Annotated in this window: 25 protein-coding genes and 3 pseudogenes; 7 read left to right on the top strand and 21 right to left on the bottom strand. The window is 63.1% G+C overall.

The window, feature by feature from the left end:
• The 3 genes and pseudogenes from LH475_RS03630 to LH475_RS03645 all read right to left on the bottom strand — a co-directional run.
• Nucleotides 1-252, bottom strand: a pseudogene (locus LH475_RS03630) (NAD(P)-dependent dehydrogenase); the annotation flags it as partial.
• A 535-nt stretch (nucleotides 253-787) separates the two neighbouring features.
• On the bottom strand, nucleotides 788-1,309 hold the full coding sequence (locus LH475_RS03640) for a DUF488 domain-containing protein (protein ID WP_297412889.1): 522 nt from the start codon (nucleotides 1,307-1,309) through the stop codon (nucleotides 788-790).
• Nucleotides 1,310-1,346: 37 nt separating this feature from the next.
• Entirely contained in the window at nucleotides 1,347-1,556 is a 210-nt protein-coding gene (locus tag LH475_RS03645; RefSeq protein ID WP_297412890.1) for a DUF2945 domain-containing protein, read from the bottom strand.
• A gap of 184 nt (nucleotides 1,557-1,740) precedes the next feature.
• On the opposite strand from LH475_RS03645, the gene LH475_RS03650 reads away from it, so the two are divergent.
• Entirely contained in the window at nucleotides 1,741-3,534 is a 1,794-nt protein-coding gene (locus LH475_RS03650; protein ID WP_196845235.1) for a glycoside hydrolase family 15 protein, read from the top strand.
• A gap of 594 nt (nucleotides 3,535-4,128) precedes the next feature.
• Here LH475_RS03650 and LH475_RS03655 read toward each other — a convergent pair.
• The 7 genes from LH475_RS03655 to LH475_RS03685 all read right to left on the bottom strand — a co-directional run bounded on the left by LH475_RS03655 (nucleotide 4,129) and on the right by LH475_RS03685 (nucleotide 10,815).
• Nucleotides 4,129-5,709 carry a CDP-alcohol phosphatidyltransferase gene (locus tag LH475_RS03655; protein ID WP_196845236.1) on the bottom strand — a complete coding sequence of 527 codons (1,581 nt, stop codon included), beginning with the start codon at nucleotides 5,707-5,709 and terminating at the stop codon, nucleotides 4,129-4,131.
• Between the two features lie 86 nt (nucleotides 5,710-5,795).
• Entirely contained in the window at nucleotides 5,796-6,542 is a 747-nt protein-coding gene (locus LH475_RS03660) for a RibD family protein (RefSeq protein WP_196845237.1), read from the bottom strand.
• Nucleotides 6,539-7,558 carry a lysylphosphatidylglycerol synthase transmembrane domain-containing protein gene (locus LH475_RS03665; RefSeq protein WP_297412891.1) on the bottom strand — a complete coding sequence of 340 codons (1,020 nt, stop codon included), beginning with the start codon at nucleotides 7,556-7,558 and terminating at the stop codon, nucleotides 6,539-6,541. The genes LH475_RS03660 and LH475_RS03665 overlap by 4 nt, the downstream gene beginning before the upstream one ends.
• Nucleotides 7,543-8,361 carry an SAM-dependent methyltransferase gene (locus tag LH475_RS03670; RefSeq protein ID WP_297412892.1) on the bottom strand — a complete coding sequence of 273 codons (819 nt, stop codon included), beginning with the start codon at nucleotides 8,359-8,361 and terminating at the stop codon, nucleotides 7,543-7,545. Before LH475_RS03670 ends, LH475_RS03665 begins: the two co-directional genes overlap by 16 nt.
• On the bottom strand, nucleotides 8,358-9,419 hold the full coding sequence (locus LH475_RS03675) for a glycosyltransferase family 4 protein (RefSeq protein ID WP_297412893.1): 1,062 nt from the start codon (nucleotides 9,417-9,419) through the stop codon (nucleotides 8,358-8,360). The genes LH475_RS03670 and LH475_RS03675 overlap by 4 nt, the downstream gene beginning before the upstream one ends.
• Nucleotides 9,420-9,439: 20 nt before the next feature.
• Nucleotides 9,440-9,838: a 6-carboxytetrahydropterin synthase gene (locus tag LH475_RS03680; protein ID WP_297412894.1), complete on the bottom strand. Its 399-nt coding sequence runs from the start codon at nucleotides 9,836-9,838 to the stop codon at nucleotides 9,440-9,442.
• On the bottom strand, nucleotides 9,835-10,815 hold the full coding sequence (locus LH475_RS03685) for a zinc-binding alcohol dehydrogenase (RefSeq protein ID WP_196845242.1): 981 nt from the start codon (nucleotides 10,813-10,815) through the stop codon (nucleotides 9,835-9,837). Before LH475_RS03685 ends, LH475_RS03680 begins: the two co-directional genes overlap by 4 nt.
• An 82-nt stretch (nucleotides 10,816-10,897) precedes the next feature.
• Between LH475_RS03685 and LH475_RS03690 the strand changes: the two genes are divergently transcribed.
• Nucleotides 10,898-11,731 (top strand): CDP-alcohol phosphatidyltransferase family protein, encoded by an 834-nt coding sequence (locus tag LH475_RS03690; RefSeq protein ID WP_297412895.1) that lies wholly within the window; start codon nucleotides 10,898-10,900, stop codon nucleotides 11,729-11,731.
• A 478-nt stretch (nucleotides 11,732-12,209) separates the two neighbouring features.
• Here the strand turns inward: LH475_RS03690 and LH475_RS03695 are convergent.
• The 9 genes and pseudogenes from LH475_RS03695 to LH475_RS03735 form a co-directional block, all read right to left on the bottom strand.
• Nucleotides 12,210-12,428 (bottom strand): annotated as a pseudogene (locus tag LH475_RS03695) (hypothetical protein); the annotation flags it as partial.
• 68 nt (nucleotides 12,429-12,496) lie between these two features.
• Nucleotides 12,497-12,652: a hypothetical protein gene (locus LH475_RS03700; protein ID WP_196845245.1), complete on the bottom strand. Its 156-nt coding sequence runs from the start codon at nucleotides 12,650-12,652 to the stop codon at nucleotides 12,497-12,499.
• A 105-nt stretch (nucleotides 12,653-12,757) separates the two neighbouring features.
• Complete coding sequence (locus tag LH475_RS03705) at nucleotides 12,758-13,711, bottom strand: HAMP domain-containing sensor histidine kinase (protein ID WP_297412896.1); 954 nt, start codon at nucleotides 13,709-13,711, stop codon at nucleotides 12,758-12,760.
• Nucleotides 13,711-14,391, bottom strand: a complete 681-nt coding sequence (locus LH475_RS03710) for a response regulator transcription factor (protein WP_297412897.1) — start codon at nucleotides 14,389-14,391, stop codon at nucleotides 13,711-13,713. The genes LH475_RS03705 and LH475_RS03710 overlap by 1 nt, the downstream gene beginning before the upstream one ends.
• Nucleotides 14,392-14,424: 33 nt before the next feature.
• On the bottom strand, nucleotides 14,425-14,991 hold the full coding sequence (locus LH475_RS03715; RefSeq protein WP_196845248.1) for a hypothetical protein: 567 nt from the start codon (nucleotides 14,989-14,991) through the stop codon (nucleotides 14,425-14,427).
• Nucleotides 14,988-15,959, bottom strand: a complete 972-nt coding sequence (locus tag LH475_RS03720; RefSeq protein ID WP_297412899.1) for an ABC transporter permease subunit — start codon at nucleotides 15,957-15,959, stop codon at nucleotides 14,988-14,990. The genes LH475_RS03715 and LH475_RS03720 overlap by 4 nt, the downstream gene beginning before the upstream one ends.
• Nucleotides 15,952-16,854, bottom strand: coding sequence for an ABC transporter permease (locus LH475_RS03725; protein ID WP_196845250.1), 903 nt, complete (start codon nucleotides 16,852-16,854; stop codon nucleotides 15,952-15,954). The genes LH475_RS03720 and LH475_RS03725 overlap by 8 nt, the downstream gene beginning before the upstream one ends.
• Nucleotides 16,851-17,585, bottom strand: a complete 735-nt coding sequence (locus LH475_RS03730; protein ID WP_196845251.1) for an ABC transporter ATP-binding protein — start codon at nucleotides 17,583-17,585, stop codon at nucleotides 16,851-16,853. Before LH475_RS03730 ends, LH475_RS03725 begins: the two co-directional genes overlap by 4 nt.
• A gap of 238 nt (nucleotides 17,586-17,823) precedes the next feature.
• Nucleotides 17,824-18,330 (bottom strand): OsmC family protein, encoded by a 507-nt coding sequence (locus LH475_RS03735; protein ID WP_297412900.1) that lies wholly within the window; start codon nucleotides 18,328-18,330, stop codon nucleotides 17,824-17,826.
• 156 nt (nucleotides 18,331-18,486) lie between these two features.
• Between LH475_RS03735 and LH475_RS03740 the strand changes: the two genes are divergently transcribed.
• Entirely contained in the window at nucleotides 18,487-19,794 is a 1,308-nt protein-coding gene (locus LH475_RS03740; RefSeq protein WP_196845253.1) for an O-acetylhomoserine aminocarboxypropyltransferase/cysteine synthase family protein, read from the top strand.
• Entirely contained in the window at nucleotides 19,794-20,363 is a 570-nt protein-coding gene (locus LH475_RS03745; protein WP_196845254.1) for a CoA-binding protein, read from the top strand. Before LH475_RS03740 ends, LH475_RS03745 begins: the two co-directional genes overlap by 1 nt.
• A gap of 88 nt (nucleotides 20,364-20,451) precedes the next feature.
• On the opposite strand, the gene LH475_RS03750 is transcribed toward LH475_RS03745, so the two are convergent.
• Nucleotides 20,452-21,825 carry an LLM class flavin-dependent oxidoreductase gene (locus tag LH475_RS03750; protein WP_196845255.1) on the bottom strand — a complete coding sequence of 458 codons (1,374 nt, stop codon included), beginning with the start codon at nucleotides 21,823-21,825 and terminating at the stop codon, nucleotides 20,452-20,454.
• Between the two features lie 137 nt (nucleotides 21,826-21,962).
• Here LH475_RS03750 and LH475_RS03755 point away from each other — a divergent pair, with 137 nt between their 5' ends.
• The 3 genes and pseudogenes from LH475_RS03755 to LH475_RS03765 all read left to right on the top strand — a co-directional run.
• Complete coding sequence (locus LH475_RS03755) at nucleotides 21,963-22,553, top strand: flavin reductase family protein (protein WP_297412902.1); 591 nt, start codon at nucleotides 21,963-21,965, stop codon at nucleotides 22,551-22,553.
• 69 nt (nucleotides 22,554-22,622) lie between these two features.
• Nucleotides 22,623-24,680 (top strand): acetate--CoA ligase, encoded by a 2,058-nt coding sequence (acs, locus tag LH475_RS03760; protein WP_196845257.1) that lies wholly within the window; start codon nucleotides 22,623-22,625, stop codon nucleotides 24,678-24,680.
• A 348-nt stretch (nucleotides 24,681-25,028) separates the two neighbouring features.
• Nucleotides 25,029-25,244, top strand: a pseudogene (locus LH475_RS03765) (transposase); the annotation flags it as partial.
• A 357-nt stretch (nucleotides 25,245-25,601) separates the two neighbouring features.
• Here LH475_RS03765 and LH475_RS03770 read toward each other — a convergent pair.
• Entirely contained in the window at nucleotides 25,602-26,654 is a 1,053-nt protein-coding gene (locus tag LH475_RS03770; protein ID WP_297412903.1) for a hypothetical protein, read from the bottom strand.
• Nucleotides 26,655-26,975 lie beyond the last annotated feature (321 nt).

A 26,975-nucleotide genomic window follows, 5' to 3' on the forward strand; every position in this document is an offset into this window, starting at 1 on the left:
CACGATTACGACATCGGCCCCCTCACGCGCGAACGCGATCGCGACGGCACCGCCGATACCGGAGTCACCGCCTGTGATGAGCGCCTTGCGCCCGGCGAGGCGCCCGCTGCCGCGGTAGGTCGATTCGCCGTGGTCGGGGACCGGAGTCATACGCGCCTGCACCCCGGGTTCAGGCTGATGCTGAACGGGCGGGTCTACGCGGCTGTAGCGCTCAACAGGGTTTCCGAAACTGTACTGATCGCGAAACGTCATGCCCCCCATACTAAGTCGAATGCTTCACCATCGACATGACCGCGCGTACCTCATTGGCCCGGGTGCATATCGTCGCGGGGCTGCGCGGTGTCCCTGGGGCGAGCATCATTGTGCCGCGGGACCAGTTCGTGGACGCCACGGTCGGCCTCGTTTGTCAGCTCGAGAACCGGGCCGCATCTTTGCCCAAACTTCTCACGCACACCGACACGGACACGCACACGGACACGGACACGCACAGAAACGCGTCGAGACGGCGACCACCATCACCGAATCGTGAGCATGTCCACGCGGCCGTTGCGGAACGCAACGCCTTCCGCTTCGAGCAACGCTCGGGCCGCTCCGCCATGACAGCTCGCTGGCATGCCGTCGGCATGAACAACTCGCCACCACGGCAAGCCCTCGTCAAGCAGTGCGACGGCCCGGCCCGCTTGCCGGGGGCCGATCCCCAGCTCCCGCCCGATCTCCCCCTACGCCACGACGTCACCCCGGGGAATCGCCGCCACGATTGTTCGAACTTTCGCTACCAGATCCATGCTCATCCTTCTTCTGGTTCGGGATAGGTGATTTTTCCGTCTCGCACGAGCGCGAACGCGGTTAGTTCCGCGCATCGGGTCGACGAGACCGACATGATGTCGAACACCTCTACCCCGGCGACGATGAGTGCGTCTGTGATTAACCGCCGGTGACAACGCCACGGCACGGCCTCACTGCACATGATCGCCGGCACCGAGTCACTCGCGACCTGCAGCAGCTCAGCGAGCCCGAAGTGAAACTCATCGGTCATCATGTAGTCGGCGTAATCGCGGAATGCCTTGACCTGCCACGCACCGTTTGGACTCGGCACACCGGCAGGGGTATGTCGCCGACCGCCGAGGTTCCTGACCCACCGGTAGGTGATGTCCGCCGGTAACGCATCTGCAATCGCGTCTTGGTTCCATTGCGGGAACTTCCGCGACGACGGAAACGACCGCACGTCAACCAGATCAGTCACGTCGTTCGCCTGCAGCATTGCAACCACTTCATCAAACCCGCGAGTGGAGTGACCGATCGTGAACACCCGATTCGGTGTACGTCCCTTCGTCATTGCACCCGGATCACTTGATCTTCTTCAACGCATCCGCTTTGTGCATTGCCACATGATCGGTTTTATCACTCTTGATTTCGTACTGTGGGTCATCTTCGCTGCAATGACGCGTGCGGCCTTTAAACTCCACATCTTTCGTGTGTTTCTTGGTGATCACGCCCTGAACGTGCCCGGCTTCGTAGTTCCAAGAGACGTGGTCTCCGACTGAGAAACTTTTCATGATTGCGGCTCCATTCACCCTGCTGCTTCTTCTCATCCTTGGGACTCCTGCCAGCTTATGCAGCTCTGCCGACTCGGACAGTTAAATATTTCTGAGCGGAGAATGGTCAGACCCTAGAACCGCAGCACGGTAAGAGCGGTACGCTCAACTATGGCTGGTGTGATGTCGATGCGCGGTGGGGCCAATGGTTGGTGACGTCGCGGTTGATCAGATACGCCGCGAAGGTTATGTGAACCTTCGATCGTACGCTGCACTCGGTGACGGTCGCACCGTTGCGCTCGTCGGATTAGATGGCTCGATCGATTGGCTGCCCATTCCGAACCTCGACTCCACACCCGTGTTCGCACGCCTGTTGGACGAAGCCAAAGGCGGTTCGATCGAGCTCGCGCCGGTGGCAGCGTTCACGGTCACGCGCCGTTACCTGCCGCAGACCAACGTCCTAGAAACGACATACACGACTGCTGCCGGCATTGCACGTGTGACGGACGCCCTCGTCACGGGTCTCGCAGGACGGTTGCCTTGGGTGGAACTCGCCCGTCGAATTGACGGCATTGAGGGCGCTGTAGATTTTCGTTGGCGAATTACTGCGGGCACCTGCTTTGCGACAACTACCCCGCGGGTGGAAATGACCACGCATGGCACGATCATCCGGGCCGGCGATCTCATGCTCGCCGTGGAGGGCAGCAACCACGGAGCGGACGGAGGTGACAGCATCCTCGCCGGCCATTTCACTGCAACAGTGAAATCGCATCATATGCTTGTCGTCGCCGGCACTAAGAATGAACCATTGCATCTGCCCATTACGGATCTGACCGCGATCGGCCTCGCACGCACTGTCGACAATTGGAAGCACTGGTCTGACGACTTCAATTACGACGGCCCGTGGGCAGACGCGGTGCAGCGCAGCGCTCTTGCGCTCAAACTGCTGATCCACAGCCCGAGCGGCGCGATCGCCGCTGCCGCGACAACATCGTTGCCGGAAAACGTCAGGGGTGGGAAGAACTGGGATTACCGGTTCGCGTGGGTGCGCGATGTGACGTACACGGTTCGTGCTCTGGTGCGCTTCGGCCTGCGCGAGGAGACCCACGAAGCCGTCGCCTGGCTCATCCAAGCTATCAGGATGAGTGACTCAGAACTCCACATCTTCTACCGCCTTGATGGTTCGACGCCAGGCCCCGGAGAGATACAGGACCTGCCGGGCTGGCGTGGTATCGGACCCGTCATTGTCGGTAATGACGCGAGGACGCAACTTCAACTCGGGATCTTCGGTGACCTGGTCACTGCAATGCTCGAATATGTCGAGGCCGGCAACGTGCTCGATGCCCACACCCGCGTCATGCTGGCAGCAGTCGCCGACCATGTGTGCGAGGTATGGCACCAGCGCGATTCCGGCACGTGGGAATTGGTCGATCAACGCGACTACACGGCATCAAAAATGGGATGTTGGCAGGCACTCGACAGCGCCCTACGCCTCTACGAGCTCGGTCAAATCGCCGGCGATCCTGCCCGTTGGCGAGTTGTTCATGGCCAAATCACCCAGTGGGTTGCCGAGCACTGCTGGTCCGAAGCGCGGCAGAGCTATGTCACCTTCCCCGGAAGTGAGCAGCTCGACGCATCCGTTCTCCTGCACGCGACAAGTGGTTTCGACCGGGGCCCGCGCATGTCTGCGACCATTGACGCTATCCAGGCAGAACTTGGCAGTGGCGCGTTGCTCCACCGCTATACAGGGATGGAAGCGGAGGAAGGAGCGTTCGTCGCATGCTCCTTTTGGATGGCATCCGCCCTCGCCTGTGTCGGCAGGCATGACGAAGCGGTCAAATTGATGGACGAACTCATCGGTTTGGCGAACGACGTCGGGCTGTATTCCGAGATGATCGATCCGGCGGATCTCTCTTTTCTCGGGAACTTCCCGCAGGGGCTGAGCCATCTCGCGCTCATCAACGCGGCAATCACGATCGACGAGCTCGCGCCGCGGTGAACTTCACCTGTCACAACCGAAGACGTTTGGCGGCCGCCTGGCCGTGTCCGTTTCCATCGCGAAGCTGCCAGTTGCCGAGGCCGTCGCAGCTGCCTCGGTGCCTGGACAGCAGGAGCGGGAGTTGGCTTTCCCCGAGCTTGGCATGGTCCACCGACTCGTCCGGCTCGAGGTTCGGCGGCGCACGAGTCGCACTTTGACAGTGGCAATTGCTGCCGCTGCCGTAACTGTGGTTTCGCCAGGGGGCTTGTGGGCGTCGAAGGCTTTTTCCCCCAGCGTTCACAGCCATGAAATGTTGGCCTTGGGCCAGGAGGTCGTCACCGCCCAGCTATCCGTCACGCCCGAGGAGCACGGTTCCCGGATTGTGTGGTCGTGCCAGTAGCCCACGGTACCGGGCAATGAACAGAGCTACGACCTCGTGGTGATCGACACTGCGGGCGCGGCCACAACCGTGGCATCGTGGTCATTGGCCGGCGACGCGAGCGGTCTCACCACGACGCGACGACCGCGATCCCGGCGAGCAGCATCCGTTCGGTCGAGATCAGGCTGACGGGAAGAGATTCCGCGCTCTTGCGCGAAGACTTCCGAAGCTCGCGGCTACTGCCGGTAGGCCGTGAGAAAACGATCGCGGAATTCATCCATCCGCCACAGCGGCGCATTCGGCGAGGGGAGCATCCCGGGGTCCCAGCGCCACGACGAGATTCGGTTGATAATTGCGGAGTCCTTGGAGATGATGCTGATGGGCACAGCGTGGTTGGCGTCTGCCCCACTGACCACCGAAGCGGGCTGGTGGTCGCCGAGCACGACCAGCACCAGGTTGGGGTTGTCGTAGGTCGTCAGGAAAGAGAACAGGGTACTCATCGAGTACTGCACGGATTGGCCGTAGAGCAGTTGCACGTGCTGTGCGCTCTGCCATACCACGCTCGGCGCGAGCCCCTGAGCGGGCTGCGGGTCAAAGATTGAGCCGTCGCCAATGGATTCCCAGGGCACCTCATGGGGCAGGGGAGTCCACGGTGTGTGCGACGACACGAAATCGATCTCCGCCATCAGCGGCGGGTGTGGTTGAGCGAGTTCGTTCTTCTGGAAGTAGGCCCACGTGAATTGGTCCGGGATGCGCGCGTAGCTGAAGTTCGGGCCCCGATATCCCATGTTCTGAGAGTTGATCTCGATGTCGAAGTGATAGAACGATTCTCCGATTGACCAGGGCTGATCGTTGGAGGGCACGACGCTCACGGTGCGCCAGCCAGCCTTCTTGAACGCCGCGCTCAGGGTGAGTCGGCTCCCCGAGGTCACCTGATCGTACTTGTGTTGCGAGTCAATCCGCAGGCCGGTCTGGAGGGTGGAATGCGCGAGCCAGCTAATTCCACCGAACGTAGAGGAAGTGAGAAACGCGCTCCGCTCCGAATAGCCGTGTGCAGCAAGATCCGCGGTCCCCTTCAGGAGCACATCGTCGACGCCCTTCGAGAAGGTGGTATTTTGCACGGCGACCTGGCCGTAGCTTTCGATGAACGCGATGATCACGTCTTTGCCCTTCAGCCCGCCAAGAAGATCGGATGCTGGCACCTTCTTGAAATCGTCGGTTGCGACCGCACGCTCAAACGCCGCCTGCTCTGCCCTCGCGGTCGTCACCTGATTGGCTTTCGTCATGATCATGCGGACGGTATCCGCTGCAGCGACCGGTTGCCCGCGGACGACTTGGGCGCCCACAAGCGCCAGGACGATCCAGCCCCCCGCGATGGCAGTAGCCCCGATCCGGGTCGCGCGCGGGTGGTGACGGATGACCGCAGCAAGCTGAAGCATCGCCCGGGTGAGAACGAGAACGAGAACGGCAGCGGCGAGAACGAGCAGGCCAACGATCACGGCCGCGACTGATGGTCTGGTCGAGTCGCTCAGTACGCCGTACGCACTGACCAATTCCGGCCAGCCGGTCACGACGTTGAACGGATGACCTACGGCGGATAAGAAACCGCGATCGAGTGCGGCACTGACGATAGTGGTGACGAAGACCATGGCAGCCAGGCTCGCGACGACCCGACGGGCGGGAGCCCAGGGCAGGATGGCGAGAATCACGATCGCGAGGAGCGCTTCGAGCGGCACGCGCAGGAGCGCGAGCACCGAACCGGAACTGATGAGACCGGGCGCGATCACGCCGAAAAAGACGATAACGGCGGAGCTCACGGAACGCACCGTCGCTCGGACCGCGCGCGAACGGTCGGTCCGCGAGTCCGGGTTGAGTATTGCAGGGGACGTCGCCGGAGGTGCAGTCACGACGTTCCGACCGCGATCGGCGGCGCGGTGAGGCGCTGCTGGTCCTCGGCATCGTGCACGGCGAATCGAGCCGAGAGCGCGTACCGCAGGAGCACGACATCGCCGATCTGCCGCACGTCGGCGAGAGTTGCACGCCGGTCGCTGGTCCACGGGAACACGGCATCTCCCACGAAGCGCGGGGCCCGGGAATCACCCACGAATAGTGGCGCCACGACCAAATGCAGTTCATCGACCAGGTTCGCGGCCAGGAACTGGGTGTGAACGGTCGCGCCACCCTCGACCATGAGCTCGCGAATGCCACGATCCGCAAGGTCAGCGACGAGGTCGGCCATGGCGACAGCTGCGCCGAGGCCGACAACCAACGCGGTGTGCCCGAGACGTTGACGGATATGCGCCGCCGCCGAGGTGGGGCAGTACACGAGTTTCGGTGTGTCACCGGTCGTGAAGAATGCCGCGCTTGGATCGAGATCGCCCGTCTCGGTCACCGTTACTTTCCACGGCGAATTCGGCAGACCCGCGGCCTTTCGCCGTGACTGGCGAGCGGGGCTACGCACCAGTAGCCGAGGGTTATCCCGCCGCACGGTGCGTGCGCCAACGAGAATCGCGTCGTTTTGCGCACGCACACCGTCGACCCGGTCGCGGTCCGCCTCATTGGAGAGGGTCAGGCGCGGTGGGTCTGCCGTGTCGAGATACCCGTCGAGAGAGGTCGCACTGCTCAGAGTGACGTACGGCAGATCGCTCACGGGGTCGTCTCCAGATCTTTCGCGATGAGCACCGGGCCTGCCTCGTACCGAATCGGCCTGCGCCTTCGGGCGGCATAGACGAGCGTTACGAACGCGCCCGGAGCGACGGCGATGATGGTCAGAACGCCGAACAGTGCGGATGCCGCAACCCCCGCAGGGGCGCCGAATCCGGCCACGGCGAAAGCCCAGCCGGCAATGCCCTCGCGCGGCCCCCATCCGCCGATGCTGAACGGGATCGACGCACCGAGCAGCACCAGCAGGGCGAGGACGAGCAGCTGTCCGGGCGGCACGGAGATTCCGATGGCCGCGGTCGCAATGGCGAAGGTCACCACGTGACAGGAGATCACGATGACGGAGGCAAGCACGACCTGAGCCACAGTCCGAACCGATCCGATGCCCGAGCGAAGCTCTCGCACCTCCCGAAATACGGCCGCGCGAGCGCGCGGCCATTTGACCACGGCCAGCCCGATCGCGATAGTGCCGAGCCCGATAACGCCGAGCCCGATCGCACCCACCGCGAGGAGATACCCCCCAAACTGCGCACCGACAAAGGCACAAATCATCAGTGAGAGCACTATCTGCGTTACTTGACCCGCGGTGCGTTCCAGCACGACCGCACGCGCACTTCGCGCGACGTTGCCGGCGCTCTGGCCATGTGCGACTGCGCGGTGCACATCCCCCACGATTCCGCCGGGGGTGACCGTGTTCAGGAATTGGGACTGGTAATACCTCCCGATCGCAGTTCGCCAGGAGAGATCGACTCCGAGCCGCGTGGCGATGACGCACCAGCGCCACGCGGCGGCAGCCGTCGCGACTGCGGATAGCGCGAGCGCCGCTGCAATCGTTCGTCCGTCTATGCTCAGGATGCCGTGAAGCAGCGGCCCGGTTCCCACGTAAGCAACCACTGTGATCAGCACCGCGAGGCCAACGAGGAGCCGAATGGTCACGCGAAGCCAGCGTGACCGCAGCGCCACGCGCATGCTCCAGAATTCGACCGGCGTCATGGGCTCGGCCACGCCAGAAGATCCACATGCTCGATGCGCGCGCTGAGTTCGCCGAGTTCGATCTGTGCCAAGCGACCCTGCCGGTAGCGGTCGGCTTCATCGCGCAGCTGAGGTTCCTGTTCCACGGCCGCATCGACCCAACCCGCGAACCATTCGCTCAGTAGGCCAGGCCGGCGATGGTCGAGCCGCCACAGAGTGGTGCTCTGGCGCACCTGCCAACCGGCGTCTGCGAAGAGTCCAGAGGCGATGGGCGCGGCGTACCGGCCCAACTGTCGTCGTCCGTTCGCGCGGCGCACCTGATGCGCGTTGAAGGCGTCCTCGAACGCCGTGTCGCGCTCGTCTCGTGGGTTGAGCTGCACGCCACCGGTCACGCTCAAGGAGAGAAGCACGGGAGCGCGCGCTGCTACGCACGCGCCGACGATGGTGTGGATCTCTTCTGAGGTCAGTACGTCCAGAAGCGCGGACGCCGTCACGAGAGACGCGCCAGCCAGATCGTTCGGGCTCAGGTCAGCGAGATTGCCGGTGCGGCCAAAGACCGAAATTCCGGCGTTGTAGCGGTCCGCCGGACGCACGTGGTTGATGGCCTGTTCGGTCAGGTCCGCACTCCAGTCGTGGAGAAACCACGTCTGCGGTCCTAGGACAGGGGCGAGCCACCGCATCATCGAACCGGTCCCGCTGCCGAGATCGTGCACAACGATCGGGCCATCGGGAAGCAGTTCGGCGGCGATGAGTGCGAGGTCGAGTGAGCGAGCCGCGGCGTCCTCTGGCTCGCGGAGGGCAAGCCAGTCGCCGCTGACCTCGAGGATTCCGCTCATGCCCGAACCACTGTTCCACTGCGCGACACTTCGTGGAGCACCGATTCGATGGTCGAGATTGTGGAGCTCCATGATCTGACTGTGGCTCTGGCCTCCACCGCTGCCGTCGTGAGTTCGGTTCGAAGGGGCGGACTCGCCCACCATTCGCGCAGGACCGTTTCGAAGGCCGCGGAATCATTTGCGGGAACCAACATTCCCGCACCGCTACTCGACAACGCTTCGGGTATGCCGCCAACGCGGGACGCAACCACCGGGATACCCCGCGCCAACGCCTCGGCGACCACCATGCCGAAGCTCTCAGTGCGCGACGGCGCAACGACGAGGTCCGCTCGGCCGTATGCCGCATCGAGTGACCGCCCCGCGAGGGTGCCAGCGAAACTCACTCTCGTCGCCAATTGCTCGCCTCGAACGGTCCGCTTCAGGTCGGCCACAAAATCCGGCTCCGTGCTGAGGGATCCCACGAAGGTGCAGGTCCAATCGCTGACCTCCTTGAGGCGCGCTACGGCGCGGACGAGAACGTCTTGACCTTTATGTGGTGCGACAACTCCAACGCACAACAGTCGCCCGCCGGCTCGTGAAGCGATCGTTGCCGGTGCTGGATCAGTTCCCGGGTAGGCGGTGACAACATCGCGAGGTTGCACGAGGGAGCGCGAAATGAGCTCGGAGCGAGTCCACCCGCTCGTCGCGATGACACGGTCTGCCGATTTCAGAGCAGTTCCCTCACGATCGACTAGATCGGCGAGGTGAGTCCTGTCCGCAGATAACCCCGATGTAAGACTCGCGACCATGTGTGCAAGCACGATCATCCGGAGCCTGGTCGACTGCGCCGCCAACGCGCTCGATTCGCGCACGGCGATGAGTCCATCGATGAGTACGAGGGCACCGTCGGGCAGCTCTGACAACGCCCGCGTCGCGAGCGGCCCGCTCTCCTCCGCGATCAAGACCATCCGTACGTCCCACCCGGTGTTCCGGAGCCCGTCACGCACGTGCCGGTCATAGACGTTTCCACCGCTCACTCTGTCCGGGTCGTCGATCGCACCGGGGACAACGAAGTGCACCGTCCTTTCCGCCGTTGCGCTCACAGTGACCTCGAGTAGCTCGCCCACGCGATGTGGGATTCATGCAACGTGACTGAGAGAGACTGCACCTGCTGGCCGGCCGCAAGCGTTCCATCGTGCACCCGTTCTGCAAGGCGGTCAGCGATCACTTGACAGAGCACTTCGGTGGTCGTGTTCCTACCCTGAAAGTCGGGCTCCTCATCAAGATTGCGATAGGTGAGCGATTCCGTGATCTCACCGAGTATCTCCGCCGCTCGACCGATATCAATAACGACACCTGAAGCATCGAGACCTGCTGCGCTAAACGTGGCGTCGACGATGAACGTTGCTCCGTGGAGCCGCTGCGCAGGACCAAAGGATTCGCCAGCAAAGCTATGGGCGATCATCATGTGGTCTCGCACGGTTACCGTGAACGTCATACGGCATCTCTCCAGTCGATCGTGTGGCACAGGTCATTTCGCGATCCGTCGGCAAGGCTCGCCATCACCTCAGGCAGAGTGCGCCACGAGGATGCGCCCGTGAGCACGGCATCGAAGGCGGGGTCGCGCAGGAGTTCGAGGGCCAGCACGAGTCGTTCGCGAGTGGTCCGGGTTCCCCGCCGCCCCGACGCAACAGCGCCGACCTGACTGGACCGAATCGTCAATCGCCGCGAGTGGAAATCGGCGCCGAGCATCAGCGTTGCCGGGCGATCTCCATACCAGCTCGCCTCGATCACCGTGCCGTCGGTCACCACTGTCTCGAGAGCGAGTTGCAGCCCTGTGCCCGAGCCGCTCGTGTTGATCACGATGTCTTGATCCTGCGGAGCGGTCGCCACATCTGAGAAGCTCACGCCGAGTTGGTCGGCAACGACTTCTCGCGCTGGGTCGATGTCGACGAGCGTGACGGAGACACCTGGGATGCCGTGTGCGAGGCGTGCGACGCAGCATCCGATCATCCCCGCGCCGACGACTGAGATTCGGTCGCCGACCATCGGTGCGGCATCCCAGAGCACGTTGATGGCCGTTTCGACGGCGCCCGCAAGAACTGCACGCCGTGCCGGTATGTCGCGGGGAACAGGCGTGACAGCGCCGACGGGCACGACAAATGCCGACTGATGGGGGTAGAGCGTGAAGACAGTTGTTCCCACGAGAGATTCGGGACCACTGCCCACGACCCCGATATTGAGATAGCCGTACTTGACCGGCCCGGGGAAGTCGCCCGTCTGGAACGGGGCGCGCATCCGTTCGCGTTCACTCGCCGGCACGTGCCCGCCAAAGACAGATGTTTCGGTACCGCGACTCACGCCCGTGTACAGGGTTTTCACCAACACATCACCCTCACCCACAGGCGGGAGCTGCTCGTGGCGCAGAAGGCCTACTCCCGGTTTCTCGATCCAGAAGGCGGTGACGTCGAGCATGTTCCCTCGCTTTCCTGAACGTTAGCGGCACGGCTAACGTATCAATAGTTAATAGGTGAATCACCATAAAAACGAGACAGGGATGATCAGAGTTCAATTCGTACCAATCTTTATAGCCGTGGGCGGCGCGATTGTCGTGAGCCTGCTCGGGGCTGCCGCGACGCGGTCGTTCCCGTTGTGGATTGCGGCAGTCGGTTGGCTAGCGGCGCTCAGCTACCTCATGGCCTCGAACATCGCGCTTGTACGTGGTCTGAGAAAACGACGCGTCACCCGATTCGGGCAAGCGAACGTCGTGACTGCGGCGCGGTCATCTCTAGTTGGGGTGATCAGCGGGATCGTCGTTGCGTCGTTCTTCGCGCCGATACCGGTCTGGATCGTGCTCGCTCTGGTCGTGCCGGCCCTCCTCCTCGACGCGGTCGACGGCTGGGTCGCCCGGCGCACGAACTCCGCGAGCGAGCTCGGTGCGCGGTTCGACATGGAGGTTGACGCCTTCCTGCTGCTCGTGCTGAGCGCCTACGTCTCGCAGACCCTGGGAATCTGGGTGCTTGCCATCGGACTCATGCGGTACGCATTCGTCGTCGCTGGATGGATCTTTCCCTGGTTGCGTCGACAGCTCCCATCCCGCTACTGGCGCAAGGTCGTGACTGCCGTGCAAGGAGTAGCGTTGATGGTGGCTATCACCGGATTGCTGCCCGCGGTCGACGCGGTGTTCGTCCCGATTGCGCTGGCGCTTCTCGTCGAATCTTTCGGTCGAGACGTCGTGTGGTTAGTGGCAAGGCGAGCGGAAGACTCACGTCGTCCGCCGGGCGCGCAACGCGAGAGCCGAGCTGACGGCGAGCACAGGAATGGCGATGCCTTCGACCAGGAACGTCTGTGGACCAAGGGTGACGCTCCACGTCACGGTGATACCACATAGCCCAACGATCAACGCGAGCACAAGCGAGAGAAAACTCGCGATGATAAACAGCAGACTCAGACCCGACGCGAGCTGCAGCAGTCTTCCGCGCAGGGCGAGTATTCCGACACCCAGGACGATGCTCGCGATGGTATTCAGATCGCGCTGAGGATCCGCATGACCCGGAGAAGGCCTTGGCTATTGTCGGTCAGGTGCTTCACCTGTTCCCGTCCTGGCCTCCGCCAGTGGAGGCCTCACTAGTAGCGTGGGTCGGTAGTCGATAACCGGTGTTGTGGCCCGTTTCGTGCTGGCCATGTGGCGCTGGAATGACCTGAACCTCGTCGTGTGAGGTGACGGGGTTCAGGTCTTGCCGGCTTGCTGCCGAGTGAAAAGAGGGCCAGAGTCGCCAGATACCGTCGAGCCCGTCTGCCCGGGGTGGTGGGCTTGGGCTTTGGGTCGTCGGTTGGGGTGTCAGGGCGGTGTGCGCGGCCAGGACGGCTCAGGTCTGCATGCTGTGCAGCTTCATCAGGTTGTGGCAGGCGGCGATGAGGTTCCACTCGTGGGCGGCTTGATCCAGGCCGCGCAGCAGAACGAATTTGCCTTGCCGAGTGTGATCCTGATCAACGATGGCCTGCGCGTTATAGGCGTAGTGAAATGATCCGTCGGCGGTCTTCATGATCCGGGCGTCCAGGTCGGTGAAGTCGCGTTGCGCCTTCGGGGTGACGACCGCGTTCGTCGCCGCGTTTGTCCTTCCCGAAGCGAGTGTCCTCTTCCGTCGCGGCCGGGTTAGTCCTGTTTGCCGTTTTTAACGGCCACGCCGTTGACGTCGTCGCTCGTGTCTTCCGTACTGGCCTGCGCTCCGGCGGTGAGGGTGATGTCACCGACGATGGCCAGGACGACGGCGAGTGCTGCGCCGCCAGCGATTTTGGTTTTCCTCGGCATTGTCTTCTGCCTTTCGAAAGTAACCCACGCGGCTGCGTGATCCTTATTTTCAAGTGAGGCAGTGGCACGTGAGAAGAGAATGAGAGCATCTGCGTTGCGGGCGGATTAGGACCGGAGCGGCAGGGTCAGCGTGACGGTCGTGCCGAGGCCGACTCGCGACGTGAGCGAGATGCGGCCGGCGTGTGCCTGGACGATTTGGCGGACCACGCCCAGGCCGAGGCCATGCCCGGGGTGCGACCTGGCTTGATCGGATCGCCACAAACGCTCGAAGGCGTGCTTGATTTCCTCGTCGCGCATGCCGATGCCGGTGTCGCGCACCGTGATGGTGCAGGTTCCGTTGTTCGCTCTCGTAGCGACGCTGACGGTTCCATTTTCGGTGTCTGGTGTGAACTTGAGCGCGTTGTCGATGATGTTGCCCAGTGCGCGGGCCAGCAGGGCCGGAGAGCCGAAAACGACCGCCTCCTCGCCAATGTCGGTGGTGAGGCGGGCGGCATCCGCCTGATTGACTGCGCGGGCGGCGATGTCGTGTCGCACGAGATCATTCACGTCGACCAGTTCAAATGTGTGGTCGAGTTCCGTTCCCGCTCCGCGAGACAGCAGCAGTAGGTCGTTGGTGAGGCGTGTGAGTCCGTCGACGGCCGACAGCGCGTTCTGCATCGCCTGTTCGTACTCAGTGGGGGTGCGAGTTGAGAGCAGAGCGAGTTCCAGTTCGCCCTGAATGACGCTGAGGGGGCTGCGCATTTCGTGGGACGCGCCGTCGACGAAGCGTTGTTGCAGCTCATAGCTCTTCTGTAAGGGAGCGAGGGCAGCGCGTGCCATGCCATAGCTCGCCGCGGGGATCAGGACCAGGAGCGCCGCGTATAGCACGATTAGGGCGGTGCGGAGGTTGGCAAATCCCTGCTCGGCCGCGTTGAGGGCGCCGGCACCGTCGGATTCGGCTGCGTCGAAGTCGAACGTTCCGGTGACGAAAATGTAGATTCCGACCGCGAAGGCTGCGAACAGTACCAACTGCACGGCCGTATAGGTCATGGTCAGTCGAACGATGGCCCTTCGGAACATCAGTGATCCGCGTTGATGACGTAGCCGGCACCGCGCCGGGTTTCGATGATGTCCGTTTCACCGGCCAGTGTGAGTTTCTGACGCAGGTAGCGAATGTAGCTTTGCACGACGTTACTGAACCCTTCATAGTTGCTATCCCAGGCGTGATCGATCAGCTCGGTGGCGCTGATGATGGTGCCGGCGTTGCTCATGAGATATTCCAGTACCGCGAATTCCTTGGCCGTCAACACGATGGTGCGCCCCGCACGCTTTGCGGTGCGGGTGGCGGGGTCGAGTGTGACTCCTTGCGCCGTCAGGAGTGGTGCCTGGGCACGCGGTGAACGTCGAAGCAGTGCGCGTACCCGGGCGAGCAGTTCGACGAGGTGGAACGGTTTGACGATGTAGTCGTCGGCGCCGGCGTCGAGTCCCTCTACTTTGGTGCGCATCGAATCCAGCGCGGTGAGCATCAGCACCGGCACGTCGCTATTGATCGAACGGATGCGTCGGCACACGTCCATCCCTCCGCCGGGAAGACCCGGGAGCATCAGGTCAAGAACGATTAGGTCGTAGGTATCGATTTCGAATGCCTGAACTCCGTCGGGTGCGGTGTGGGCGACGTCGACGGCATAGCCGGATTCGATCAGGGTACGACGGATGACGTCCGCGATGCGGACGTCATCCTCAACGACGAGGAGCTTCACACCGTGCCCGTTGAGAGGCGGTGCTCCGGATGCCTAGTCGGCTTGTTCACCGGTGCCTGCTCCTTTGGTCGCTGTGCCGTCGACGATCTGCACGCCGTCGGCGCTGACCTGAATGGTGAAATCAACCTGGTTCGTGGAACTGCGGTACAGGCTGAACGTGTTTTCCGGGTAATGGCCGGGGCCGGTGTCGGTGTCGAAGGAGATTGTCGTTTCAGCCTTGGGCGCCAGGGTGAGGCCGTCCAGGGCGAGGTAGTACGCCTCGGTTGCCCCAGTAGTGATGTCCTTCATCACATAATAAGTCTTCAGGTTGGTCAGCGGGCTGGTGGTGGTGTTGCCGAGCGTAATCTGGAGCCGGTCGGTGATAGCGGCGCCGGAACTCGGGTCGACGTTGTCTTCGGCAGCCGCGGACACGATCGTGAGCCCGGGGGTGGTGCTGGTGTTGGTGATGGGGTTGGTCGTTACCGGCAGCACCGAACCCGTCGATGTCTTCGGTGCGACCTGACCGGGTGGCGTGGCCGGGGTAGTGGCCTGAGACATGGCAATTCCGCCAGCAGTGACGAGTGCTATCAGGGCGACGGGGAGGATGATTTTCCACTTCATAATTGCTTCCTTTGCAGAGTGCGCCTCGTCGTTGCGAGGGCGGCGAAAAGCACGGAGGCCGCGGTGGCCGCTGTGAGAGTGATGGCGTAAGGGAGCATTGCTGCCCACACCCGGCTGAGAGGCTGCTGGTTGTATTGGTCTTTGATGCCGAGGAAGGCGAAGGTGAGGCGTTCGAAGTGTTTGGTCACCGACGACACTTCCAACCCGTTGCGGATGCCATCGAACGCGGAGAACTGGGCCAGAACGGCCAGTTCGTTGGATTTCTGAATCTGAAGGGTGGCGAACAGGCCGCCGGGCACCTGGTTGTCCGGGTCCATCGTGTCCCCGATTTGGGGTATGACGAGCACGAAGGCGAGCCAAATGACCAGGGCCACGATGAGTCCGGTGCTCAGCCGAGAGGACAGGGCCGTCAGGCCGACGGCAAGGGCAGTCCAGAAGACTAGGTAGAGCCACGCGAAGGAACCGGCAATGAGGAGGCGGGCCACGTCGATCCCCTGGATAGGGGCATGACCGATCGTGACAACGGCCAGGAGCGACAGCGCGGTGAGAGCGGCGACGACTCCCAGCCACACGATAGACAGGCCGAGTACCTTGCCGCCGGCGAACGAAAACCGGCTCACCGGACGGCTAAGAAAGAGGGCCAATGTGCCCCGGTACTTTTCTTTGGCGATGGTTCCGTAGCCGAGCACGATGGCGAACAGTGCTCCGAGAATCTCGAGGTACTCGATTCCGCCACGCAACAATTTCAGGGGAAAGAGTTGCGGCGCGGCCGCGGTGACCGTGCTTCCGCTCTGGGCAAGGTTGGCGACGTAGACGTTGTACGCATCCAGTTGGTTGCGAAAATCGGCCGACGCCACGGCGACGGAAACGAGCGTGGCGACACCCAGGAACGCGATGAGGAGTGCGAAGAGTCGGTCCCTCCGCAGGTCCCGTAACTCCTTTTCGGCGACAATCCAGGTGTCATTCATTCAGACCACTCCTCAGGGTGCGGCGCGGTGTGACGACCACTACCCAGGCGATCGCGATCAGAACAGAGACCAGCAGCACGATGCTGGCCAGTGGGCTGCCGGTGACGCTGTCATCACGCAGCACGATGCTCGCGGCGCGTTTGAACTGCTCGGTGATGGCGAACGGGCCCGTAATCGCCCCGACGAGATCGAAGGACGTGCTGTCCGACGGCGCAAGCGCCGCGACGGGGTTCAATAAGGCGACGGGGCGAGCGGCGGTGCCGATCTGCGGGAGCACAAACGCGACCGCACTCCAGATAACAAAAGGCACAAGCAGCGCCGTCGTTTCCTTGCGGCTGTAGAGGCCGGTGAGCATGCCGAGCAGGGCGAAGATCATCATCAGAACCCAGGACAGTGCGGCGAACCCCACCAGCCGCAGCGTCGGGTCGATGCCGAGCGGCGCGCCGACGATGACGCTGATCGAGGCCCAGCTGATCACTGTGCTCGCAGCCAGGACGGACGCAATCACAGCCCCGAGGCCGAGGAACTGTCCAGCAAGTCGCAGGACGATGTTGACGGGTCGGCTCAAAACAAGATCGGTCGTGGCTGACTTGCGGTCGCGGAGGGTGGCTTGCACACCGAGGATGATCGCCATGAGTGCACCGATCAGCACGACATAAATCACTGAATTTCGGGAGTAATACAGCGAAGAGACGCCCGCGAACGGGTTGGGAGCCGTCGTGAGTCCGTCGGCCAGAATCTTCGCATACACCCGGGTGACCGTCGTATTGGTGATCCAGCCGATGAGTGAGGACAGCGACACCATGCCCAGAAACACCACCAACAGCAGCAGCGCGACCCGGGCACGCAGGGTGCAGAGGACTTCGTGCCGTGCGCTCGTGAGGAGCGTGTTCATGCGGCAGCCGAGTCGAGTTGAAAATAGATGTCTTCCAAGGACTCATCGGCGGGAAAAGCTGCGAGCGTGTTGCGCAGTGAATCGTGGTGCACCAGCCGTCCATGATTGAGAATCCCGATGCTCGTACAGGTTTTGGTGACCTCGCTCAGCAGGTGCGTGTTCATGAAAATCGTCATTCCGAATTCATGGTTCAGTCGCACAATCGTCTCCCTCAAGGTGCGCACGCCCTCCGGGTCCAGCCCCGAGGTCGGCTCATCCAGAAACAACACCTCAGGCGAGTGGAGCACGGCCTGAGCGATACCCACGCGCTGACGCATTCCCTTACTGAACGTCCCCACCCGGTGATTGTCATGGCCGGTGAAATCCAAAAAGCCCAAGACGTCCCGGATACGGGCGTCCGGACGGCGCAACCCCGACAATCGGGCGAAGAACCGCAGATTCTCCAACAACGTCAGATTGTCGTAGAACTGCACATTTTCGGGGAGGTAGCCGATGGACCCACGCACGCCCGCCGCATCCGCTTTCACGCTGTGGCCGTGGATTATCGCGTCACCCGACGTCGGCTCGAGCAGGGTCGTGAGCAGATTGACGGTCGTGGTCTTTCCGGCCCCGTTGTGTCCGAGGAGGCCGAAAACCTCGCCCGTGGGCACGTCGAGGGTGAGAGGCGCGAGGGCCTGGTGCGTGCCGAAATTACGCGATAAAGCCGAGGTGGAGATTGCCGATGGTGTCATACTCCGAGGCTATTGACCACATCGTGAGACCACGATGAGAGGACTCACATGCGCTACGAACGGACGGTTACAGGAGTACGGGCGCACCCGGCTGGACTTCGGACGACCCACCGACAGACCCACCGACAGGCCCACCGACACAAATCCGACAACCGACGGCCAGAGACCGGCTTTACCCAATCAGAACGAGCCGTACCCCAATCACACCGGAGAATCGATTAACGCAACGGTATTGGGGCTAAGAGTGGACGCTGTGGGAGACCGCTAATTTCGGCGGAACGGCCAGTGTCTGGAAGACGACGCAATAGCGTTCCGTCAAACGAATAAGGGTGGCGATCTTTTCCTCATCCGCATCGGATGTCAACTCGAAGCGCATCCTGATGTCCTGAAAGCCGACCGCCGTCTGCTTGTCGACGGCGAGCGTGCCGCGAAAATCGAGATCCCCCTCGGCGTGCACCACACCGGTGACGTCGATGCCAAGCGAGGAAGCGACCGCGGCAAGAGTCACCCCCGCGCAGGCAACGAGTGCCTGGAGGAGCATATCGCCTGAGCACACGGAGAGACCGTCGCCTCCGGTGGCGGGGTGCAACCCGGCCTCCACCAGGGCCTGCCCGGTCTGCACCGAACAACTGATACCCGCGCCCAGTTCACCGTTGGCCCGAAGCGTCACCAGAGCGGCGTCGGGGTCGTCGCGGTACTGCTGCTTCAGAGGAGCTTGCACCGTGCGCAGGTCGCTGATAGTCACTGGTCATCATCTCCAAGTAGTTTCGAAGCGTGCGGTCGGCAACACTTCCTCTCTTACAGTATCCGCCGGCAACTGGAGCTACCGCAGATCGCTCCCATTGTTACCGTGCATGGCGACACAAAGTTGCGGGGGAGCACGTTCCGGTAGCTTGAAGGCATGGCAGACCACGACCGCACAGACAGGGAGTGGGGTTTTCGCACCCGTTCCATCCACGCAGGAAACGTTCCGGATGCGGTGACCGGCGCCAGAGCCATTCCCATCTACCAGACCACGGCCTTCGTGTTCGATGACACCGCGGATGCTGCGGCCAGGTTCGCCCTGCAAAAGTACGGCAATATCTACTCCCGCCTCGCCAACCCGACGGTCGCCGCATTCGAGGAGCGTGTGGCAAGCCTTGAGGGTGGACTGGGCGCTGTCGCCACCTCGAGCGGCCTGTCTGCGCAGTACATTACCTTCGCGTCGCTCGTGGGTTCCGGCGACCACATCGTCGCATCTGCGAGCCTCTATGGCGGTTCCCTCACGCAGCTCGACATCACGCTGCGTCGTTTCGGAGTTGAGACCACTTTTGTGCCGGGCACGGATGCTGCCGACTATGCCGCGGCGATTACTGACAAGACCAGGCTGATCTTCGCCGAGTCCATCTCCAACCCCTCCGGCGAGATCGCCGACCTCGAGGGTCTGGCCGACGTCGCCCACGCCGCGGGTATTCCGCTCATCATCGATTCGACCTTTGCCACCCCCTACCTGAACCGGCCAATGGAATGGGGAGCAGACGTGGTCATCCACTCCGCGACGAAATTTCTCGGCGGCCACGGGACCACGCTGGGCGGTGTCGTGGTGGAGTCCGGTCGGTTCGACTGGAACAGCGGCAAGTTTCCCTTGTTCGACATTCCGGTGCCCGCCTACGGCGACCTCAACTGGTCGGGCAACTTCGGCGAGTATGCCTTTCTCACCCGCCTGCGTGCCGAGCAGCTGCGCGACATCGGACCTGTCCTGGCCCCACACTCCGCGTTCCTCCTCGCCCAAGGCGTCGAAACCCTGGCCTTTCGGATGGAAGCGCACGTCGCCAACGCCAGGATCGTCGCGGAGTGGCTCGAGGCCGATCCCCGAATTGAATTCGTCAATTGGGCGGGGCTCACCTCGCACACGCACTTCGACCGCGCAAAGAAATACCTGCCGAAGGGACCGAGCTCGATCTTCAGCTTCGGCGTCAAGGGCGGCAGGGATGCCGGGCGTACCTTCATCGAGTCGGTGAACCTGGCCAGCCACCTCGCCAACGTCGGCGACGCGAAGACGCTGGTCATTCATCCGGCTTCCACCACTCACGCGCAGCTCACCGAGCGGCAGCTTGTTGACGCGAAGGTACTGCCGGGCCTTGTACGCATTAGCGTGGGAATCGAAGATCCAGAAGACATTATTTACGACCTCGACCAGGCGCTAAGCCTGGCGACCGGAGGCAAGTGATGAGCACAGAAGCAGTCCCCTCACCGTTGACCAACGGCCCCGCCTGCGAACTGCCAGCGAGCTCGCCCGTCGCGAACCGGTTGAAGTCTCCGCGCACCTGGATCGGACCCAGTGCCAAGGACCGCCTCAAGATTCTGCAGAGCGCCACGTCGGTCGCCATCGTGGGCGCATCGCCCAACGCGGCGCGGGCAAGCTACTTCGTGGGAACCTACCTGCTGCAGTCCAGCACTTACCGGGTCTATTTCGTCAACCCGAACGCCGACGAGATTCTCGGCCACAAGACCTACCCCACCCTTGCCTCGCTGCCCGAGGTGCCCAGCATCGTCGACGTGTTCCGCCGGGAAAGCGAAATCCCCTCGGTCGTCGACGACGCCGTCGCCGTCGGCGTTCCGACCGTCTGGATGCAGCTTGGCATCTGGAATCAGGATGCGGCGATCTACGCCGAGAGCCAGGGCCTGACGGTAATTATGGACCGCTGCCTCAAGATTGAGCACGCCCGCTTCAACGGCGGCCTCTATCTGCTCGGCTTCAACACCGGCGTGATCTCGGCACGAAAGACCGCCCGCTAAGAATTGGCACTGCCCTGGTCATTTCACCGGTCGTCGCAGCCCAGCGGCTCTCTGATTACTCGAGAGCCGCTGAGCGGCTGGCCGCGCCCTAAGCGGAACGCACCCGGTAGTTCGCCCCCTTGTGCTCGTCGGGAAGTCGGTCGCCGCGGCCGTGCAACTTGTTGCGCAGCGTGCCTTCGACGTAATCTTCCGGGTACGCACCACGCGCCCGAAGTTCGGGAATCACATAGGTGACGACATCCTCAAACGTGCCTGGGGTGATGGCGTAGGCCAGGTTGAAGCCGTCCACATCCGTCTCCTCGACCCACTCCTGCAGGGTGTCCGCAATCTCTGCGCCGGAACCGACGATGAACGGGCCGAGGCCGCCGATGGCCGCCAGCCGGGCGATGTCTCGCACCTTCCACTCGCTACCGTCTTCATTGGCCTCCTGATAGTTGGCCACGACAGACTGGATCGCGTTGCTCTTGACATTTCCGATGGGCTCATCGAGGTCGTACTCGGACAGGTCGATGCCCATCCAACCCGACATGAACACGAGTGCGCCTTCCTCGCTGGCGTACGTGAGGTAGTCCTGGTACTTGGCCGTGGCCTTCTCCGACGTCTCGTCGGTGATGATCGTGAGGAGCGTATAGATGCGCGCGGAATAGCGGCTGCGGCCGGCTTTTTCGAGGGCATCTCGTATGTTCGAGACGGTGGCCTTCAGACCGGCCTTGGTCGATGACGCGACGAAGATCGCCTCTGCATTGCCGGCGGCGAACTCGATACCGCGAGAGGATGCCCCCGCCTGGTAAATCACCGGTGTGCGCTGCAGCGACGGCTCAGACAGGTGAATCCCCGGTACCGTGAAGTGCGTGCCGTGGTGACCGATCTCGTGCACCTTGCTCGGGTCGGTGAAGACACCAGATTCGCGGTCGCGGATGACCGCATCGTCCTCCCACGAGCCTTCCCACAGCTTGTACAACACCTCAAGGTACTCGTCCGCGTGGTCGTAACGCACGTCGTGCTCGAGCTGGTCTTCCTGGCCCATGTTTCGTGCGGCGGATGGCAGGTATCCGGTGACCACGTTCCATCCGACTCGTCCGTTGGTCAGATGGTCGAGCGTCGACATCCGTCGTGCAAACGGATAGGGATGCTCGTACGCCGTACCAGCGGTCACCCCGAACCCCAGATGGTCTGTCACCAATGCCATCGCCGAGATCAGCAGCACGGGGTCATTCACGGGAACCTGCGCACCGTGCCGGATCGCGGCTTCATTCGAGCCGCCGTACACGTCGTAGGTGCCCAGCACGTCAGCGATGAAGATGCCGTCGAATCTTCCACGCTCCAGCAGTTTTGCGAGCTCGGTCCAGTAGTGCAGGTCTTTGTACCGCCAGGACTGGTCATCCGGGTGCCGCCACATTCCAGAGGACTGGTGGGCGACGCAGTTCATGTCAAAGGCGTTGAATCGAATCTGTCTGGGCATCTTCCCATCGTGACTGCTGAGACTCGCACCGCCGAGTGTGACGCAACATGGCGTCACACTGCGACACACATTCACGATCGGAGCCCTCCGCGGTGGACCCTTAATTCTCTCCTTGATTATTTTGCGAACGGAACCCGATGAGAACTCAAGAACAGGCCCGAATCGCCCATCCGTGGCCGACCGACGGCGACCAGAGTGCGAAACATCTCGGTGGGCTGCATCCAGACGAGTTCAAGCTGGCGTTTCGCAACCACGCCGCCGGCGTCGCGGTGATCACCGCCGATGGCGGCGACGGCCCGGTCGGACTGACCGCCACCTCGGTGTTCTCGGTGAGTGCCGAGCCACCGCTACTGGTGTTCTCCCTGTCGAACCACGCCTCCAGCGCTCCGACCATCCGCCGCGCCGACACCGTTGTCGTGCATCTCCTCGGAGCTGAGCAATTGAACATCGCAACGCTCTGCGCCACCAGCGGCGTCAACCGCTTCGCCGATACTGAAATTTGGGCCCGGCTCGCTACCGGTGAACCGTATTTCCCCAGCGCACACGCCTGGATTCGTGGGCGCATCATCAACCGGATGGCCGCGGGCAGTTCCACGATCATTGCCGTGCACGCCCTCGAGGCGACGGTCTCCACCGATCAATCCGGATCCGACCCGCTGGTCTACCACAACCGCACCTGGCACAGCCTCGGCGAGCACTCGGCGCTGCGGATCGGACAAGAAGTGTGAGGAGCACCTTCATTACGCCGCCTTACCGCCCGTGTGCGCAGCCCGGCGCGGCCCGGTAGCGTCAAAGCGATGAGCATTCCCCTTGAGAGCGCTGTAGCCAACGACCGCCTCTACTCGCCGCCTGCTGGCCTCGTCGACTCCGCCAACGTGGGCTCCGGCGAGCGGGCCGCCGCCGCCGGCGACCCCGTGGCATTCTGGGAGCGGCAGGCCGACCGCCTCGACTGGGCGGAACGCTGGCACACCGCACACACGTGGGAGCCGGCCCGCGCCGACGAGAGCGGCGCGCTCGAAACGGACGGGCCTCCGCTGCTCTCGATCCCCCGTGCCCAGTGGTTTCTCGGTGGTCGGTTGAACGTGGCGGTCAATTGCGTCGACCGCCACGTCGATGCCGGGCGCGGCGATCGGGTCGCCATCAACTTCGAGGGAGAGCCCGGCGACCGTGAGGTGATCACCTATTCAGACCTCCAGCGCAGGGTCGCGCAGGCCGCGAACGCCCTCATCGCCTTGGGAATCGTGGCGGGCGACCGCGTGGTCGTCTACCTCCCGGTCATACCGGAGACCATCGTCATCACCCTCGCCATTGCCCGGCTCGGCGCGGTGCATTCCCTGGTTTTCGGCGGCTTCTCGGCCGAGGCGCTGCGATTTCGCATCGAGGACACCGGGGCCAAACTGCTCGTCACCTCCGACGGCCAGTTTCGCCGTGGGGCCGCCATAGCGGTGAAAGGGCAGGCGGATGTCGCTGTCGCCGGCATCGACGCCGTCGAACACGTGCTCGTCGTGCGGCGCACCGGAGAGCTGACCCCCAACGTGCCGTGGACCGCCGGCCGGGATGTCTGGTGGCACGACATCGTCGACACCGCCGAAAACACCCACGAAGCCGAGTTTTTCGACGCCGAAACGCCGCTTTTCATTATCTACACCTCGGGCACCACCGGCACCCCCAAAGGGCTGGTGCACACCTCCGGAGGCTATCTCACCCAAGCGTCGTGGAGCCACTGGGCGATCTTCGATGCAAAAGACTCCGACGTGTACTGGTGCACGGCCGACCTCGCGTGGGTCACGGCCCACACCTACGTGCTCTACGGCCCGTTCTCCAACGGCGCGACCTCCGTCATTTACGAGGGAACCCCCAACACCCCGCACCCTGGGCGTCATTTCGAGATCATCGAACGCTACGCCGTGACAACCTATTACACCGCTCCGACCCTCGTGCGCACCCTCATGACCTGGTTCCCAGACGGCGTGCCCGCCGCCTTTGACCTCTCCAGCATCCGCCTCCTCGGCTCGGTCGGCGAGGCGATCAATCCGCACGCCTGGTTGTGGTTTCGAGAGAACATCGGCGCTGGCACGGCCCCCATCGTCGACACCTGGTGGCAGTCCGAGACCGGCGCGGCAATCGTGGCCCCGCTGCCCGGGGTCACTGCCCTGAAGCCGGGGTCAGCTACCCACGCGCTGCCGGGACTCACCGTGCGTGTGGTCGACGATCAGGGCACGGATACCGAGCCCGGGTCGAGCGGATCCCTCGTGGTCGACGGCACGTGGCCGGCTATGGCCCGCACTGTGTGGGGCAACCCCGAGCGATACCGCGACGCGTATTGGAAGAAGTACGCCAAGCAAGGCTACTTTCTCGCCGGTGACAGCGCGAAGATCGACGCCGACGGCTACCTGTGGCTGCTCGGACGCATCGACGACGTCGTCAACGTTTCCGGACACCGGCTGTCGACCATCGAGATCGAGTCGGCACTTGTCGCGCATCCCGCCGTCGGCGAGGCCGGGGTTGTCGGCGTTCATGACGAGACGACCGGACAGGCCATCGCCGCCTTCGTGATCCCCGCTCGGTCGCTCTCCGCTGCGGAGTCCGCCGATCCCCGAATCTGGCGTGCCCTCGAAGCGGAACTCTCGCAGGCGTTACGCTCCCAAGTCGCCGTGCAGATCGGAGCGATCGCGAAGCCGAGGGAGATCGTGGTGGTACCCGACCTGCCGAAGACTCGATCCGGCAAGATCATGCGTCGCCTGCTCGGAGACCTCATGGACGGACGTGAACTGGGCGACACGACGTCGCTGCAGGATGACACGGTGCCGCTCCAGCTACGGGAGATCCTAGACGCCAGGCGCTCACTGGACTAACCGCGTCAACACCCGATACATCGTCGACGATGATCCCACCAAGGTGCCTGTTCAGGCGGATTGCCACACACTGTTAGCCGGTTCCCGGCTAACAGTGTGCTTCAATGTGACCGTTACCTTGTTCATATCCCCGGATGGTGTGAGTAACTGAGGACGTTGGCCCGTCGGGTCCGGCATGATTCTCGCCCCCAGTTGTTGATGATCCGGGGGGTGCTGCCACCGGGCCGGATCGGTATCAGGTGATCGCGAATAGGGGCCGGACTGACGTCCAGGCCGTTCGTAACGTGGATGTGAAACTCGATATCGCGGCGCTGACCAACACAACGGTTCAGAGACGGGAGTAGAGACATGATTGAGCACTACGACTCCGTGGACGTATTCGTCGGCGTCGACGTTGGGAAGGGGGAGCATCACGCGGTCGCCCAGGATCGGGCTGGCAAGGTGCTCGTCGACAAGGCTCTACCCAACGACGAGGCCAAGCTTCGAGAGGTTGTCGGGAAGCTGAAGAGGCACGGCCAGGTTCTTTTCGTCGTCGATCAGCCCGCCACGATCGGCGCGCTGCCGGGGTGCAAAGAACTCAATTCGCCATCCTCGATCGGCGCACGATCGCGCTGGTCAGAGGCGACCCAGGGGTCCACGGCGAACTCGTGTCCAGGCCCTGTTTCTAGCAGCGACTCAGTGACCCCGGCACGCACTCCGCTCATCATGCTGGACAACCGGGGGAGTCCCTGACTCTCCCCGGAACTAGATGTCACGCAGCCGCTCACCGCAATCATGTGTCCTGAACGACTTGCCGCCTTACGCATCATATGAGGTCCCCGTTCCAGCTTTGGGCGGCAGTGCCGCATCCGCCACCTTGCCGAGCGTTGAACATTTGGCCCCGGTTGGCGCAGGAAACCCGGCGGTGAAGCATCCTCGTGATCAGGGCGTGGCGTAGGCGGAGCCTGGCGGCACGTGCGGCGTGCTGCTGGACATCACCGTTCCGTCGGTGAGCCAGCTGGCCGTCAGGTCGAGAAGCGCGGGTGGGCTGGTCTCGTCGAAGCCGAGGGTACCTAAAACCACGGCGTTGAGGTTCAACCCCTCGTGGGCGATCAGGCTGGCTCCCGCGCAGATACTAGAGGCGGTCAGGTCGACATGTTGGATGACGAGGCAGTACTGGCTGGAGCCGCGCTGGGCCAGGTAAATACCGTAGCTGCCCCGCGGCGTCAGCCCCACCGCCCGTACGGTGTTGTAGGCGGGTCCGAGGTCAGCCAGCTCACCAGCGAGGGGGTCCGCCGGTTGGTCGAAGATCGCGGTGATGGCGCCGATAGCGGCCTCGTCCGGCAGCGAGGCGGGTATGGTCTTACCTGGCGGGAGGGCGAGATTCGAGGCGCCACCCGCGAAAGTTACTGTGACCGTGTGCTGCAGGGTTTGGGCGCTCAGGGTGCCCAGTACCCCGACGGCGATCCCGGTGGCCAGCATGATTGTGAGCCAACGCGCTCGGCCTGCTGGCTGAGCGCCGTGGGTCACACGGTCACGGGTTGCGTCGGTCAGCGGGGGAGCGCTCACACCGGCGGCGAGTTCGTCATTGACCGGAGTCGGGTCGTCTGTCGCACGGGCCAGGCCGGGACCAAAATGCGCCAGTACTTGGTCGACGGCGTGGGCGCGTGCAGCAAGACTGAGCGTGAGCCGGCGCAGCCTGTGCTCACTTGCGGTCGCACGCACGGTCGATCCCGCCTCCATGCGCTCGAGCTGCGGTTCGAACGTAGCGGCCCGCGAGAAGACTGCGGCCTGCAGCTCGACAAGGTGCACGGCCGGGTCAATCCGGCAGGCGGGAGTCGGCTGCAACGGATGCATAGCCCACCACAGCGCGTCCATCACGTTCGAGGCGTCCAGACCGGTACCGATTAGATCGGAGAATTCCTGCTCCAATGCAGCATGAAGGCCATCGTCCTGTTCAGCGGCTTCACGCAATTGGAACGCTAGATTCTCCACACGCCCCCGTATCGTCAACCTCACCCTAGCGCGGGCTCGACCGCACGAATTCAATGGGCGTCGGGAAGCGCGCTTGGCCGCGGCGGCTGATATTTGGGCGAAGACTTTCTAGGGACGTACAAAATTGGGGTATGCCCGCCCGCGGTGTCAGACAGTGGCATCGCGGTGCGTCTCAATTGAGGAACCATTCTCAAGTCTCATTGATCTTGTTGGGACGATGGGCACTGTGGATGTCCTGAGTATGGGGAGACGTACGTCATCAGGGATTGGGACGCCCGCAGTGTTGGGTGGCGGCCCGCATCAACAGCTGTCCACGAACGA

The sequence above is a fragment of the Cryobacterium sp. genome, assembly GCF_026786305.1.
Lineage (GTDB): Bacteria > Actinomycetota > Actinomycetes > Actinomycetales > Microbacteriaceae > Cryobacterium.